Consider the following 14,376-nt stretch of genomic DNA (forward strand, 5'->3'; position numbering starts at 1 on the left):
GCGCGGCGCGACCCGGCGCCTGCGCCTTATCTCCTTTCTCGATTCGTCATCGGAGAGAAGCATCGTGGCGGCCCCATTTCGAAAAATGCTCGGCTGGCTCGCGGCCTTGCCTTCGGCGCTCGCTCTGGCGCTCGCGCCGCCGGCCGGCGCCTGCACCAGCTTTCTCCTGAAGGCGGCGGACGGCTCGCGCGTCTATGGCCGCACGCTGGAGTTCGGCTTTCCGCTCGAATCGGAGGCGATCGTCATTCCGCGCCATTACGCCGCGCGCGCGACCGGGCCGGACGGCAAGCCGACTTGGAGTTGGAAATCGCGTTATGCGATCGCCGGGCTCAACGCCTTCGGCCTGCCCGTCGTCGTCGACGGATTGAACGAAAAAGGCCTCGCCGGCGGCATTCTCTATTTTCCCGGCTTCGCTGGCTACGCCGATCCCGAGACGGCCGATCCCAAGATGGCCGATCCCCGCCATGCGCTCGCGCCCTGGGACTTCCTCACCTGGGCGCTCGGCAATTTCGCCAGCGTGGCGGAGCTGCGCGCGGCGCTCGACACGATCAGCATCGTCGATGTCGTTCAGCCGACGCTCGGCGTCGTTCCGCCCTTCCATTACACGCTGCATGACGCGAGCGGGGCCTCGCTGGTCGTCGAGCCGATCGGCGGTCGTCTCGAGGTCCGTGACAATCCGCTCGGCGTCTTGACCAACGCCCCGACCTTCGACTGGCATCTGACCAATCTGCGCAATTATGTGAAGCTCTCGCCCGTCGAGGCGCCGGCGCTGAAGATCGGCGGCGAGACCTTCGCCCCGCTCGGCGCGGGCTCCGGCCTCCTCGGCGTTCCCGGCGATACGACGCCGCCCTCGCGCTTCGTGCGCGCGGTGGCCCTCACCCTCGCCGCCGCGCCGCAGAAGGACGCCGCCGAGACGGTTCGCCTCGCCGAGCATATTCTCAACAATTTCGACATTCCCCTCGGCCAAGCGCGCCCCTCGCCCAAGGAGACGTCGCGTTTCGAATATACGCAATGGACGTCGATCGCCGATCTTTCCGGACGCGTCTATTATGTGAAGAGCTACGACAACCAGACGCTGCGCAGCATCGATCTGGGGAAGGTCGAGCTCGAGGGCCGCAGCGTCCGCGCGGCGCCGCTGCGGCCCTCTTCCCGGGCGGCTCCGGTCGAATTTCCAAAACATTGAGGCCGAGACCCGTGAGAAGCCTTGTCACGGGAAAGTCTTTTTGTTAGACGGGCCGCCTGCCGGCGCTTCTGTTTCGACGGAGGGGCCCCGGCGCGGTCGTGGCGGAATTGGTAGACGCGCTAGCTTGAGGTGCTAGTTGGGCAACCAGTGGAGGTTCGAGTCCTCTCGACCGCACCAAGTCTAAGGGCGAGCCCCCGAGCTGTCGGATGTTGTCGCGAGTCTCGTCCCGCGAGAGCCCCCATCCGAAAATTCCTTAAAAATCGAGCCGTCGCCGCGCGAGCCCCCTCCCCGGCCCTCCCCTGCTGCGCGGGAGAGGGAGCAGACTGGGCGCTTCATCGAGAGTTCGCGAAGCGCCGGCCGCTTCCCTCTCCCGCGAAGCGGGGGAGGGGGAGGGTGAGGGAGGGGGCCTTCGTGTCGTCGGGGCGATTGACTCAGCCCACTAAAAACGTCGCGCGGGCGAAGATTCGGACAAACTCCCGCATCCGCGCGCTGCTAATCTCTGATTTCGAGCGCCGGCGTCGGGTCGGCGGCCGATGAAGCGCATGGATCGAGAGAAATGTCGGGTCGTGTTTTCGATTGGGACCGATTGCTGAAGAGATTTCGCGGCAAAGACCGGACTTTCGATCGTTACGTCGACGCTTTGCCCTCTCACCAGAACGCCATAGACGCGATTCCCGGCTGGAGCACCGCCTTTCCGCAGGATCTCGATTTGAAGGCGGGGATCGTGCCGACCTACGCCGATGCGCGCATCTATTGGGCCGCCGAATGTTTCGGCTCGCTCGAGGGGCGAAAAGTGCTGGAGCTCGGCCCGCTCGAAGGCGGCCACACCTATATGCTGGAGGCGAGGGGCGCCGAGGTGGACGCGGTGGAGGCCAATCAGCTCGCCTTCATGCGCTGCCTCGTCGCCAAGGAGATATTGCGGCTGCAAAAAGCCCGCTTCTGGCTCGGCGATTTCGTCAAATGGCTCGAGCACGCCGACGAGAGCTATGATCTCATCGTCGCCTCCGGCGTGCTGTATCATCTCCATGATCCGCTGCGGCTGCTCGAGCTCGTCGCCCAGCGCGCCTCCGCCGTCTATATCTGGACGCATGTCGTGTCGGATGCGATGCCCGTCTCCGATCCGCGCCGCAGCGTGCTCGCCAATGAGCCAGAGCATCATTCCTTTCACGGCGTCGCCGTGCGCGCCTATCCGCGCAGCTATGTGAAGACGCAGTCCAATCCGGCCTTTTGCGGCGGAATGCGCGACGACCATCGCTGGCTCGACAAGGACGATCTGCTCGCGGCGCTGCGGGCGCTCGGCTTCGACGACATTCGCACCGCCCATGACGATCCCGATCATTTCTTCGGCCCGGCCATATCGATCTTCGCGCGCAAATCGTAGTATCGGGCGGATCGATCGAGTGAAGGACAAAGATGTGCGAGAGGAGGCGCTTCCACCTCCCCTCGAGGGGTGAGACGCGCGAGGCGGCGACAGGGCTGGAACGCGATATGAGAGTGCTGCTGCTCGGCGGATCCAACGCCGGGGTCTATTTCGGCTGGGCCGCCCAATTGCAGGGCCTCATGCCGGAGCATGACATCACCAACAGGTTTCTCGGCGCCGTGGGCTCGCTCTACGGCCTCGCGCGCCTGCAGGAGGCGGAGCGGCGCGGCGAGGCTCCGCCCGATCTCGTCGTCTTCGAATATGCGCTGAACGACGTCATTCTGCTCGACGCCGGTTTTGCGACGACGGCCCTCGTTCACGACGCGCTGACGAGCGTCGCGCAGCATTGCGCCGAGCGCGGCGTTCCGCTGCTCTTCCTGTGCCTGCGTCCGCGGCCGACGGGACGAGCGCGCGTCTACTCCTGCGTGCGGCGCGTCGAGCGCATCTATGACGGCGTCGCGAAGGCGCATGGCATGGCGCGCTGCGTGACGCTCGCGACGATATTCGGGGCCGAGCGTTCCGAGGATTTCGTCGACGCGCATCATCTGACCGCAGAGGCGTCGTCGCGATGCGCGGCGGTCGTGGCGGGGATCATCGCAAGCGGCGATATTCCCGTTCCGAAGCGCAGCCCGTTTCACGCGCCCGTTTTCGATTATGTTCCAGCGACGGAGGCGCAACAGCAGGGACGCTGCCGCAACGTCGAGATTGCGTCGACCGTCTTCTCCGGGACCTTTCTCGAGCTCGCCCGGCCCGGCTCCTGCCGCTGGCCCGGCCGCGGCCGGCTCGCCGGCGCGATGCTGCGCTCGACCGAGGCGAGCGGCGCCTATCGCGTCTCGGCCGGAAGCCGCGCCTACGCCAAGACCGCGCAATCGAGCATGCGCGAGATCGTGCCCAATCTCATTCTCCTGCATTATTCGACGCGCCGGCCCTGGGCCGATGGCGATCTCGAAATCGCCATGCCCGACGACGAGGGCGTCCTGACCGCCCTGCCGGAGGAAAAGACGCTGCTGCCGGCGGAGCCGACGGTCCCCTTCGCCGAGCAGACATTGCAGATCGCCGGGGTCATGTTCTGGCGCCCGTCCTTCCGGCGGCGCTGGCTGATCTTTCTCCAGCTCCGCCTGAGCCCTGTACGGTGAAGCCGCCGCTAGAGCGTTTCCAGCCGAAGCGGACCCCGGTTCGGCGTCCGGAAACGCGTCAAAACAAAAGCCAGGCGTCTCCAGCCGAAGCGGACGCCGGTTCGGCGTCGTAAACGCGTCAAAAACAAAAGCCTAAAGTCTCTCCGTGGTTCAATGAAACATGGAAAGACTCGAGGTCTCGGGCCCGAGGCGCGCGCGGCCAATTCGCGACCACAATTGGGCGGCAGTGTCCGCCGCGCTGACGCGAAACCAAAAGGTCCTGTCATTCATGTCCGACGAGACGAACGACCACACGGTCGATCTGAGCGACCCTTCCGAATATGACGACATCGTCTCTCAGCGCGCCATCGCCTTCTGCCATTTGGCGAAAGTCGCGGATTCGGTGCGTGACGAGCTGGTCAGGGAACAATGCCTCATCATGCTGCGCAAGCTCAACGCCAGCATAAGGGCGCCCTCCACCGCCGAGGTGCGGTCGATCGACGGCGGGCAGGCCTGATCCCACGCGCTCCCTCAGCCTTGCGCGAGCCGGGCGGCGATTGCCTGCTGCGTCTCGAGGAGGCGCGCGTCGAGCGCGCGCAGCCGGTCCGGCGCTTCCACCGTCGCGACGGCGGACTCGTATTCTTCCGCCGCCTGCCCGAGGGAGAAGGCGCCGATGGCGCGGGCCGCGCCTTTGAGCGTGTGGGCGAGGTCGCGGCGCTCCTTGTCGGCCCCCGCCGCCGCCGCCAGCCGCCCGCCGAACGCCCCCGCCTGGGTCGTGAACAGCGCGAGCAGCTCTCTTTCGAGCTCGACGTCGTCCATGGTCTGCCGCGCGAGATACGCCCAGTCGATCGCCGGTCCGCTGGCCTCGGGCGAACCTTCGGAAGAATCGGGATTTTTACGCTCCGTCATTCTACGTCCCCCGTCCGCCCCCGGCCAAAAAACCACGCTTTCCTGTGGATTGCGACGGTCCTCGCGGAAGACGTCGGCATTTGCGCTCGCCGGGCTGAAGCGAGCGGCGTATTCTTAGTGCAATCAAAACAATGTAAGCATTGTTTCCGATTTCGAGCCAAGCTCTCGGTCGCCTGTTTCGTTCCGCTCGAGGCAAACGCGGAGCGTCTTTCTCCGGTCGCGTTAACGACGATTTGCTTTGGCCGCGCGGCCCGGTTTCATTCGGGCGCAGACAGCGGTAATATTTGGTTAATCTTTTCTGCTCGATCTGAACGGCGAAGAAGAGTGAGCGGCGTCATTAAGCGGAACCGTGACCGCTCGGAGAGGTAACGATGGCGAAATCGGGCAAGCCCCAGGACGCGGCGGTCGCTGCGCTGTCGGCGGTCGAAGAGGCGTTGAATCTGGGCGGTGAGCCCGCCGCCGAGGCCGTGACGGAAGCGGGCGAAAAACCTGCGCCTCCCGCCGAAAAGATCGAAAATCCCGCGGTCGAGGCCGACGCCGAAGGCAAGGGCCGGTCCAAGCCCGCGTCCGGCTTCAACTTCAGCCTCCCGTCGCGTCGCCAGGACACGCGTCAAGACGCGCGTCAAGACGCGCGCGAGACGGCGCGCGAATCCGCTCGCCCTCCGGAGCCCGCGCCGCCGCCGCAAGGCCGCGCCGCGGCCAAGCCCCCCGTCGCCCCGGCCGGCGCGCCCGCCAATGACGACCGGCAGACGATCGGCCAATTGCGCCAGGCGTTGCAGTTGCGGCCCAACACGGCGATCCTCGGCTATACTTTCCTGTCCATCGCCGCCTGGGCGATGCTCTGGACTCTCTTCGTTTATTTCAATCAGGGCGAGATTCTCGACCGCGAGAACGGCTCTTTCCTCGCGCCCAAGCCCGTGCTCACGCTGCTGGCGCTCATAGCCCCTATCGTGTTCATCTTCGTGACCGGCGTCATGGCGCGTCGCGCCCATGAGATGAAGCAGGTCGCCAATTCCATGGCGGAAGTGGCGATAAGGCTGATCGAGCCGGAGACGATCGCGACCGAGCAGATGGTGACGCTCTCGCAGGCGATCCGCCGCGAGGCCGCCTCCATGGGCGACGGCATAGAGCGCGCGCTGGCGCGGGCGAGCGAGCTCGAGATCATCGTGCGCACCGAGGTCTCCAATCTCGAGCGCTCCTATTCGGAGAATGAGCGCCGCATTCGCGTGCTCATCGACGAGCTCACCCGCGAGCGCGAGGCGATCCTCGTCAACGCCGACAACGCCCGCACCGCTCTGCTCGGCGCGCGCGAATCTCTGTCGGCCGAGCTGCAGTCGAGCTCCACCCATCTCGCCGAGACGGTGAGCGAGGCCGGCGGCCGCGTGACCGCGGCGCTCGGCTCCAAGGGCGAGGAGATCCGCCTCGCGCTGGAGCGCGTCGGCGACGGCTTCAACTCCACGCTCTCGACGCGGGGGGAAGACATGGTGCAGCGTCTCTCCGTCGCCGGGGAGACGATCGCCGCCAGCCTGACGCTCGCCTCCGAGGAGGTCACGCGCCGCTTCTCCGACGGCGTCGCCGAGGCGGATCGCAAGCTGCAGGAGCGCGGCGAGGCGCTGGCGACCGATTTCGAGACGCGCGGCGTTTCGGTCGTCGAGCGGCTCGACTCGATCGGCGGACGGCTCGTCCAGGCGGTCGGCGACCGCGGCGACGGTTTCGTCGATCGTCTCGCCGAGACGAGCGGGCGGGTCGACTCGGCGATCGAGACGCATGGCGGCGCGATCGAGCGCTCGCTGCTGGCGGCGTCCGAAAATCTGGCCATGCAGCTCGCCGAGAAAGTCGCGGCGACGGAATCCGCCTTCAAGACCGCCGGCGACCGTCTCGCCGAGCTGCTGGAGGAGACGCGCGAGCGCGCCCGCGGCGAGTTCGAGGCGCATGGGACGGGCCTGCACGACCGTTTCGCGCAGAGCCTCGCCGAAAGCGCCGGCGCCTTCACCGAGCAGGCCGACGCGCTGCAGGAGCGTTTCGCCGCGGTGGCCGGCGAGGCGATCGCGGCCATCGCCGCCCATGGCGACCGCGTCACCGAGACGCTCGCCGATCGGCTCGGCGCCTTCGAGGAGAATGTGGTCGTCCATGGCGGCGATATCGCCACGCGCTTCGCCGAGCAGGGCGAGCAGATTCGCGCGGCGCTGACGCAGAGCGCGACGGAATTCGAGCAGAGCGTCGCCGCGCGCGGCGCCGAGGCGACCGAACGGCTCGTCGAAGAAGGCGCGCGCATCGGCCAGACGGTGTCGGAAGGTCTCGCGGCCTTCGAAGAGCGCGTCGTCGGCCATAGCGAAGAGGTCGCGGCGCGTCTTTCGACGCAGGGCGAGGCGATCGGCGCGGCGGTGGCCGTCGGCCTCGCGGCCTTCGAAGAGCGCGTGACCGGCCACAGCGAAGAGGTCGCGGCGCGTCTCGTTCTCCATGGCGACTCCATCGGCTCGGCGGTGTCGGAAGGTCTTTCGATCTTCGAGGAGCGGGTCCTCGGTCAGGGCGAAGAATTGGCGACGCGTCTCTCCGCGCAGGGCGAGACGATCGGCGAGGCCATCGCCGCCGGCCTGTCCGCTTTCGAAGAGCGCGTCACCGGCCACAGCGAAGAAGTGGCGTCGCGCCTCGCCGCGCATGGCGACTCCATCGGCTCGGCGGTGTCGGAAGGCCTCGCGACCTTCGAGGAGCGGGTCCTCGGCCAGAGCGAAGAATTGGCGACGCGCCTCGCGACGCAGGGCGAGACGATCGGCGCGGCGGTGGCCGCGGGCCTTTCCGCTTTCGAAGAGCGCGTCACCGGCCACAGCGAGGATGTGGCGGCGCGTCTCATGCTGCATGGCGACACTGTCGGCTCGGCCGTGTCGGAGGGGCTGGCGGCTTTCGAGGAGCGCGTCATCGGCCACAGCGAGGATGTCGCCAACCGGCTCGTGTCGCATGGCGACGCGATCGGCGCGGCGGTCACCGAGGGCCTTGTCGCCTTCGAGGAGCGCGTCGCCGGCCAGAGCGAGGAGGTCGCCGCAAGGCTCGCCGCCCATGCCGAGGCGATCGGCGCCGCCGTCACCGAAGGCCTCGCGGCTTTCGAGGAGCGGGTCGGCGGCCAGGGCGTCGCGGCGGCGGAGCGCCTCATCGAGGAGGGCGCGCGCATCGGCCTGTCGGTCTCGGAGGGCGTCGCCGTTTTCGAGGCGCGCGTCATCGGCCACAGCGAAGCGGTCGCCGATCGTCTCGTCGCCCATGGCGACGCGATCGGCGCGGCGGTGACGGAAGGCCTCGCGGCCTTCGAGGAGCGGGTGAGCGGCCAGAGCGCGGAAGCGACGGAGCGTCTCGTCGCCCATGCGGAGGCGATCGGCTCCGCCCTTTCGGAGAGCGTCTCCGCCTTCGAGGAGCGTGTCCTCGGCCAGGGCGGAGACGTCGCCTCGCGTCTGTCGACGCAGGGCGAGGCGATCGGCGCCGCCGTCGCCGAAGGCCTCGCCGCCTTCGAGGCGCGGATCGTCGGCCATGGCGAGGATGTGGCGCAGCGCCTCGTCGCCCATGGCGACACGATCGGCGGCGTCGTTTCCGACGGTCTCGCCAAATTCGAGGCCCGCGTGCTCGGCCAGAGCGAGGAGGCGGCCCAGCGGCTCGCCGCCCATGGCGAGGCGATCGGCCTCGCCGTGGCGGAAGGGATCGCCGCTTTCGAGGACCGCCTCTCGCAGCAGCATGAGGCGACGTTGTCGACGCTCGAGGAGCGGAGCGAGCGCGCGACGGCGGCGGTCGCCGGCGGGCTCGCCTCCTTCCGCGAGCAGGTCGCCCAGCAGAGCGAGGAGACTGCGACGCGCTTCCTGAAGCAAGGCGAAACGGTCGGCGCGGCCATCGCCGAAGGGCTCGCCGCCTTCGAGGAGCGCATCGCCGGCCGCAGCGACGAGACCGTGTCGCGGCTCGTCGAGCGCGGCGACGAGATCGGCGCCTATCTCTCCCAGGGCCTCGCGGCCTTCGAGGAGACCGTCGTGCGCCATGGCGACGAGGTGGCGACGCGCGTCACCGAGCAGTCGGATCGCATCGCTTCGGTGCTGTCCGAGCGGCTCACCGCTTTCGAGGATCAGGTCGCGCGCCAGAGCGGCGAGGTCGTCGCCCGCGTCGCCGAGCAGGCGGAATGGGTCGATGGCGTGCTGGTCAGCCGGCTGGACGCGCTGGAGGAAGCCACGGCGCAAGTCTCGCGCACGCTGGAGGAGACGCAGGGCCGCGCCGAATCCGCCTTCGCCGCCGGCGCCGCCGCGCTCGAGGCCGGTCTCGCCCAGGGCGTCGCCGATGTCTCGGCGACGCTCGCCGACCAGTCCGCCGCGCTGCAGGAGCGCTTCGCCGTCACGGCGAGCGAGGCGGCGCTCGCCATCGCCACGCAGGGCGAGCGCATAGAGGAGGCGCTCGCCGGCCGCATCGCCGCTTTCGAGGCGATGGCCCTCGACCAGGGCGGCGCGCTGGCCGCCGCGCTCGCGGCGGGCGGCGAAGGGCTCGCCCGCGACGCGACCGAACGTCTCGCCGCGCTCGACGAGATCCTGCGCGATCATTCGGCCCGGCTCGCGGCGCAGCTCGGCGAGCATTCGCAGCAGCTCGCGACCGAGCTCACCGAGCGGCTCACGGCGGTCGACTCGGCCATTGTCAACGAGGGCGCGGCGCTAGTGGCGGCGATCGCCGCCAATGGCGATGGCTTCACGCGCGAGGTCGGCGAGCAGCTCGCCGCTTTCGACGAGGCGTTGCGCAATCGCGGCAGCGAGCTCACCGCGCAGATCGGCGAGCATTCGCGCGAGCTCTCGGCGGAGCTCGCCGAGCGGCTCACCGCCGTCGATTCGACGATCGTCAACGAGGGCGCGGCGCTGGTGGCGGCGATCGCCGCCAATGGCGACGGCTTCACGCGCGAGCTCGGCGAGCAGCTCGCCGCCTTCGACGAGGCGCTGCGCAATCGCGGCAATTTTCTCGCCGCGCAGATCGGCGAACATTCCGATGAGCTCGCCGCGGCGCTCGCCGAGCGCCTCGCGGCGGTGGACACGACGATCATCGACCAGGGCGGCGCGCTGGTGGCGGCGCTGGCGGCGAGCGGCGACGGCGTCGCGCGCGGGGTCGAGGAGCAGCTCGCCGCCTTCGACGAGCGGCTGCGCCAACAGGGCGGCGAGCTGGCGGCGCAGATCGGCGATCGCTCGCAGCAGCTCGCGGCGGCCCTCGCCGAGGGCCTCTCGGCCGTGGACACGACGATCGTCGAGCGGGGCGGCGCGCTGGTGGCGGCGCTGGCGGCGAGCGGCGACGGCGTGACGCGCGGGGTCGAGGAGCAGCTCGCCGCCTTCGACGAGCGGCTGCGGCATCAGGGCGGCGCGCTGGCGGCGCAGATCGGCGAACATGCGCAGCAGCTCGCGGCGACTCTGTCGGGGCGGCTCGCGGCGATCGATTCGACCATCGTCGAGGAGGGCGGCGCGCTGGCCGATCGGCTGGCGGCGCGCGCCGAGGAGGCCGCCGCCCGCATCGGCGAGCAGTCGCAAAGGCTCGCCGAGGACGTCGGCCAGCGGATCGCGGCGATCGACAAGGCGATTTCCGGCGACGGCGCGGCGCTCGTCGAATTGCTCGGCGCGCGCGCCGACGAGATCGCCTCGGCCATGGCGGCGAAGATCGAGACTTTCGAGACCGTCTCCGACGCCCGCACGCGCCAGGCCGCCGACCGCATCGACGCGCTCGTCGGCCGCGTCGACTCGGGCCTCGAATCGGCGGGCAAGTCCTTCCAGGACACGCTCGCCCGCCACGCCGTCGAGGTCGCCCGCGCCATGGGCGAGGGCGGCCGCGAGGTCATCCGCTCGCTGGACGACAAGGTGAAGGACATCGACGCGGTGCTGCTCGCCCGCTCGACCCAGCTCACCGAGACGCTCTCCTCCAAGGCCGAGGAGATCAACGCGGCCCTCGGCGGCCGCGCGGAGGAGATCGCTGGCACGTTGGACGGCCGCATCGGCGTGTTCGAGAACAATGTCGTCGGCCGCCTCGACGCGGTCTCCAGCGAGATCGGCGAGCGCAGCCGCATCGTCGTCGAGGCGATCAACGCCCGCATCGAGGCGATCAACGCCACCCTCGCCTCGGCGCGGCGCGAGCTCGACACCACGCTGCATGCGCGCACCGGCGACCTCGGCCAGGCGCTGACCGAGCGCGTCGGCGAGATCAGCGCGACGCTCGACCAGCGGCTCACCCAGATTCATGCGTCGCTCGGCGAACGCGGCGGCGAGGTGACGCGCGAGCTCGCCAATGTCGGCGAGCTTGTCGCCCATGCGATCGAAAGCCGCGGCTCGACCATCGTTCAGCACCTCGGCGAGAAGCGCGTGGAGCTCGTTTCGGCGATCGACCAGTCGACGGAGGAGCTCAAAAAGGCGCTCGCCGACGGCGCCGAGGGCTCGGTGCAGGCGCTGCTCGAGGTGAATGAGAAGCTGCGCGCGGAGCTGCCAGAGGTGCTCGACCGGCTCGGCGCGACCAACGCCTCGCTGCGCACGATCATCTCGGCGGCCGGCGGCAATCTCGCGAGCCTCGACAAGGAGCTCGGCGGCAAGGTCGTCGAGTTCCAGACGGCGATCGACACGGTCGCTCGCCAGATCACGCAAATCGGCGAAACCTCGGGCGGCGTCATGCGCGACGCCGGCGCGGTCGTCGGGGCGCTGGAGACGCATCAGCAGAGCCTGACGCAGAGCGCCGAGCGGCTGGCGCAGAGCCAGTCGGAGCTCGACGCCGCGCTCGACGCGCGCCGCCGCTCGCTGGAGAGCCTCGTGCTTCTCGTCGAGGACAAGCGCAAGGATTTCGAGGAGACGGTCGCCGCCTTCTCCGGCCTCGTCGAGGAGAATTTCCGCCGCGTCGAGACGCGGGCCCGCGAGGTGGGCGGCTTCGTCACCCAGGCGACGCGCGAGACGGCGGGACTCGTCGACGAGCGCTTCGCCGCCGTGCGCGACGCGGCGGCGCGGGAGCGCGAGGAGACCGCCACGGCGCTGCGCGCGGCCTATGAGCAGGCCAATGACGAGCTCGCGGAGATTTTCGGCCGGGCGACGGAGAAATTCGCCGCCGCCGCCGCCGACATTCGCGGCATGTCGGTCGAGATCCAGAACGAGCTCGAGCAGACGCGCGCCGAATTGCGCCGCGGCGCTCAGGAATTGCCGCGCGAGACCGCCGAGCAGGCGGCCGCGCTGCGTCGCGTCGTCGGCGAGCAGGTGAAGGCCTTGAACGAGCTCACCGATATTGTCGCGCGTTCGGGCCGCGCCTTCGATATCGCCGAGTCCGTCGCGCCGGCCCAAGCGCCAGCGCGCCGCGGCTTCGAGGCGCCGCCGGCGGCCCCGGCGCCGGTCGCGCCTCCGGCTCCGCCGCCCCCCGCTCCGCGCGCCGAGCCTTCCTGGCCGAGCCGCGCCGCGCGGGAAGAGCCGCCGCGCGTCGCGCGGCCGATCCAGCCCGCCGCGCCGCCGCCGCTTCCGGCACGTCCGGCGGCCACCGGCGCCGAGGATGGCTGGCTCAGCGATCTGCTCGCCCGCGCCTCACGGGACGAAGCGCCCGCCGCCGCGCCGCGCGCCGGCTCCGCCCCCGGAAGAGCCAAGGCGGCCGGCGCGCTGGACAATCTCACGCTCGACATCGCCCGCATGGTCGACCATGCCGCGGTCGGGGAATTCTGGGAGCGCTTCCAGCGCGGCGAGAAAGGCCTGTTCAGCCGGCGCCTCTACACGCCCCAGGGCCAGCAGACCTATGAGGAGATCCGCCGCCGCTATCGCGTCGATCCGGATTTCCACGCCACCGTCGACCACTACGTCCAGGAATTCGAGCGGCTCGTCGGCGAGACCAGCCGCAACGACCGCGACGGCGAGCTGACGCGCGGCTATCTCGTCTCCGACGCGGGAAAGGTCTACACGATGCTCGGCCATGCGGCCGGCCGTTTCGAGTGACGCTTCTGCGCGGGCGCCGCAAAATGCGGCGTCCGCCGGGGCCGTGTTTTTCGGCCCAATGGTCCGTTTTGCTTCAATCGGGCGAATTATCCGCTTCCGCGAGCCGATTCGCCGCGAAAGACGGACAAACTTGTTCGAGTTCGGACAAAAATTGTGACATTTTGGCCACGCCCTCGGAAAAAGGCCTACGTATTTTCGAATCTGCTCAATTAGCAGGCAAATGCTTTGCTGTTCCGCTTGAGTGACCGCAAGCTTCGTCGCAAGAATTGTGGCGAAATCGAATCCAGAGCGGGGAGCCCGATCTATGAAGTTCCAGTTCTTAACCGGCGCCGCCATTGCGCTGCTCGCGGCCAATGCCGCTCCCGCCATGGCGGAGGACCAGACGGGTCCGTCGGCAGTCAAGACGGTGAAGAGCGCCGAGCCGGCCAAGCCGAAGGAAGCCGAGGCGGCCTGGCTCGACACGCTGACGGTCACCGGCTATCTCGACGCAGGAATCGCGGTCAATTTCGCGAATCCGTTCAATGGGCTCAATTGGGGCCATCTGTTCACCGATCGCGCGAGCTGGCCGCAGTTCAACCAGGGCGTGCTGACGGTGCAGCGCCCCTTGGACCCGAAAGCGACCGGTTACGACTTCGGATTTAAAATCCAGGGGATGATCGGCACGGACGCGCGCTACACGCACTTCCTCGGCGAGCTCGATTACGCGATCCGCGACAGGACCCAGCTCGACGTCGTCGAAGCCTATGCCGTCGCCCATCTGCCCTGGTTCCTCGAGAACGGCATCGATGTGAAGGTCGGTCAGTTCGTGACGCTCGAAGGCGCCGAAGTGATCACCGCGCCGGACAATCTCTTCTACACGCACTCCTATATCTTCAATTTCGGCATACCGTTCAAGCATACCGGCGTCATGGTCCACGCCGACCTGACCGACTGGCTTCTCGTCCATGCGGGCGTCACCACCGGCGTGAACACGAGCATCGGCTGGCCCGGCGACAACAATGCGGCCGCGTCTTTCCATGGCGGCGTCGGCCTCAATCTTCTCGACGGCAATCTGAGCATTCTGGCCAGCACCCACATCGGGCCGGAAAATCCCAAGCAGCTCGATCCGCTGGGCGTCGGCTGGCCGAACACTCCCCTGGCTTGCGCGTGCAATCCCAATTCGACGACTCGCTATATCAACGACATCACGGTCACCTGGAAAGCGACCGATGATCTGACCCTCATCACCGACATCAACTACATCCGCGAGGATGGCTGGAACCCGATCTCCGTCACCGGCCTGCCCGGCGCGACGATCGCGTCGCTCGACGCCGCCTTCGGCGCGAATCTCGGGGCTCTCCCCAATCGTCCCCGAGGGGTGGACGGCTATGGCGTGGCGCAGTATGCGTCCTACAAGGTCGATGATCTGTTCAAGATCAATGGCCGCGTCGAGTTCTGGCGCGACAACAAGAATTTCTTCGTCGGCGCCTACCCGGGCTACAGCGATTTCGTAAACGTCCTCCACGGATTCTTCGCGCCGTCGGCGATTTTCCGTCCGGCTGGCGTGGGCACGAGCTATCTCGCGCTCACCGCGGGCGTGACGATCACGCCCGAAATTCCGAAGAACCCGTTGATCACGGGCCTCATTCTGCGACCGGAACTGCGCTGGGACACCTCCGTGAACGGCACGGCGCCTTTCTTCGGGCCGAATGGACCCAAGCGCTCGACCGGAATGTTCGCCCTCGACGTGATCGTTCCGTTCGCGCTGCGGTAAACATTGCACGAGCCTGCGGGCCGAGCGCTCGAAAGATCGATCGTCGCGCGCAACAC

The 14,376-nt window shown here is 68.5% G+C and carries 7 protein-coding genes and 1 tRNA gene; 7 read left to right on the top strand and 1 reads right to left on the bottom strand.

The window, feature by feature from the left end; translation table 11 throughout:
* The first annotated feature begins 85 nt into the window (after positions 1–85).
* The 5 genes from Mspo_RS11990 to Mspo_RS12010 all read left to right on the top strand — a co-directional run bounded on the left by Mspo_RS11990 (position 86) and on the right by Mspo_RS12010 (position 4,235).
* The gene (locus Mspo_RS11990) at positions 86–1,183 is read left to right on the top strand and encodes a choloylglycine hydrolase family protein (protein ID WP_159730132.1); all 1,098 of its coding nucleotides are present in this window, start codon (positions 86–88) and stop codon (positions 1,181–1,183) included.
* 92 nt (positions 1,184–1,275) lie between these two features.
* A tRNA-Leu gene (locus tag Mspo_RS11995) sits at positions 1,276–1,360 on the top strand.
* Between the two features lie 379 nt (positions 1,361–1,739).
* Positions 1,740–2,564, top strand: a complete 825-nt coding sequence (locus Mspo_RS12000; protein ID WP_159730059.1) for a bifunctional 2-polyprenyl-6-hydroxyphenol methylase/3-demethylubiquinol 3-O-methyltransferase UbiG — start codon at positions 1,740–1,742, stop codon at positions 2,562–2,564.
* Positions 2,565–2,671: 107 nt separating this feature from the next.
* Positions 2,672–3,739 (top strand): SGNH/GDSL hydrolase family protein, encoded by a 1,068-nt coding sequence (locus Mspo_RS12005; RefSeq protein WP_159730061.1) that lies wholly within the window; start codon positions 2,672–2,674, stop codon positions 3,737–3,739.
* 268 nt (positions 3,740–4,007) lie between these two features.
* On the top strand, positions 4,008–4,235 hold the full coding sequence (locus Mspo_RS12010; RefSeq protein ID WP_159730063.1) for a hypothetical protein: 228 nt from the start codon (positions 4,008–4,010) through the stop codon (positions 4,233–4,235).
* A gap of 14 nt (positions 4,236–4,249) precedes the next feature.
* Here Mspo_RS12010 and Mspo_RS12015 read toward each other — a convergent pair whose 3' ends face one another.
* Positions 4,250–4,627, bottom strand: a complete 378-nt coding sequence (locus Mspo_RS12015; protein WP_159730065.1) for an Hpt domain-containing protein — start codon at positions 4,625–4,627, stop codon at positions 4,250–4,252.
* Positions 4,628–4,998: 371 nt separating this feature from the next.
* Here Mspo_RS12015 and Mspo_RS12020 point away from each other — a divergent pair, with 371 nt between their 5' ends.
* Both Mspo_RS12020 and Mspo_RS12025 read left to right on the top strand, forming a co-directional pair.
* Positions 4,999–12,567 (top strand): apolipoprotein acyltransferase, encoded by a 7,569-nt coding sequence (locus Mspo_RS12020; protein WP_159730067.1) that lies wholly within the window; start codon positions 4,999–5,001, stop codon positions 12,565–12,567.
* Between the two features lie 304 nt (positions 12,568–12,871).
* Positions 12,872–14,320 carry an outer membrane beta-barrel protein gene (locus Mspo_RS12025; RefSeq protein WP_159730069.1) on the top strand — a complete coding sequence of 483 codons (1,449 nt, stop codon included), beginning with the start codon at positions 12,872–12,874 and terminating at the stop codon, positions 14,318–14,320.
* The last annotated feature ends 56 nt before the right edge of the window (positions 14,321–14,376 follow it).

The organism is Methylosinus sp. Ce-a6 (assembly GCF_009811655.1).
GTDB lineage: Bacteria > Pseudomonadota > Alphaproteobacteria > Rhizobiales > Beijerinckiaceae > Methylosinus.

Bases quoted from the DNA above. Each gene is read 5' to 3' on its own strand.
- Mspo_RS12000 (WP_159730059.1), top strand. From the start codon at position 1,740: ATGTCGGGTCGTGTTTTCGATTGGGACCGATTGCTGAAGAGATTTCGC.
- Mspo_RS12005 (WP_159730061.1), top strand. From the start codon at position 2,672: ATGAGAGTGCTGCTGCTCGGCGGATCCAACGCCGGGGTCTATTTCGGC.
- Mspo_RS12015 (WP_159730065.1), bottom strand. From the start codon at position 4,627: ATGACGGAGCGTAAAAATCCCGATTCTTCCGAAGGTTCGCCCGAGGCC.
- Mspo_RS12020 (WP_159730067.1), top strand. From the start codon at position 4,999: ATGGCGAAATCGGGCAAGCCCCAGGACGCGGCGGTCGCTGCGCTGTCG.
- Mspo_RS12010 (WP_159730063.1), top strand. From the start codon at position 4,008: ATGTCCGACGAGACGAACGACCACACGGTCGATCTGAGCGACCCTTCC.
- Mspo_RS12025 (WP_159730069.1), top strand. From the start codon at position 12,872: ATGAAGTTCCAGTTCTTAACCGGCGCCGCCATTGCGCTGCTCGCGGCC.
- Mspo_RS11990 (WP_159730132.1), top strand. From the start codon at position 86: ATGCTCGGCTGGCTCGCGGCCTTGCCTTCGGCGCTCGCTCTGGCGCTC.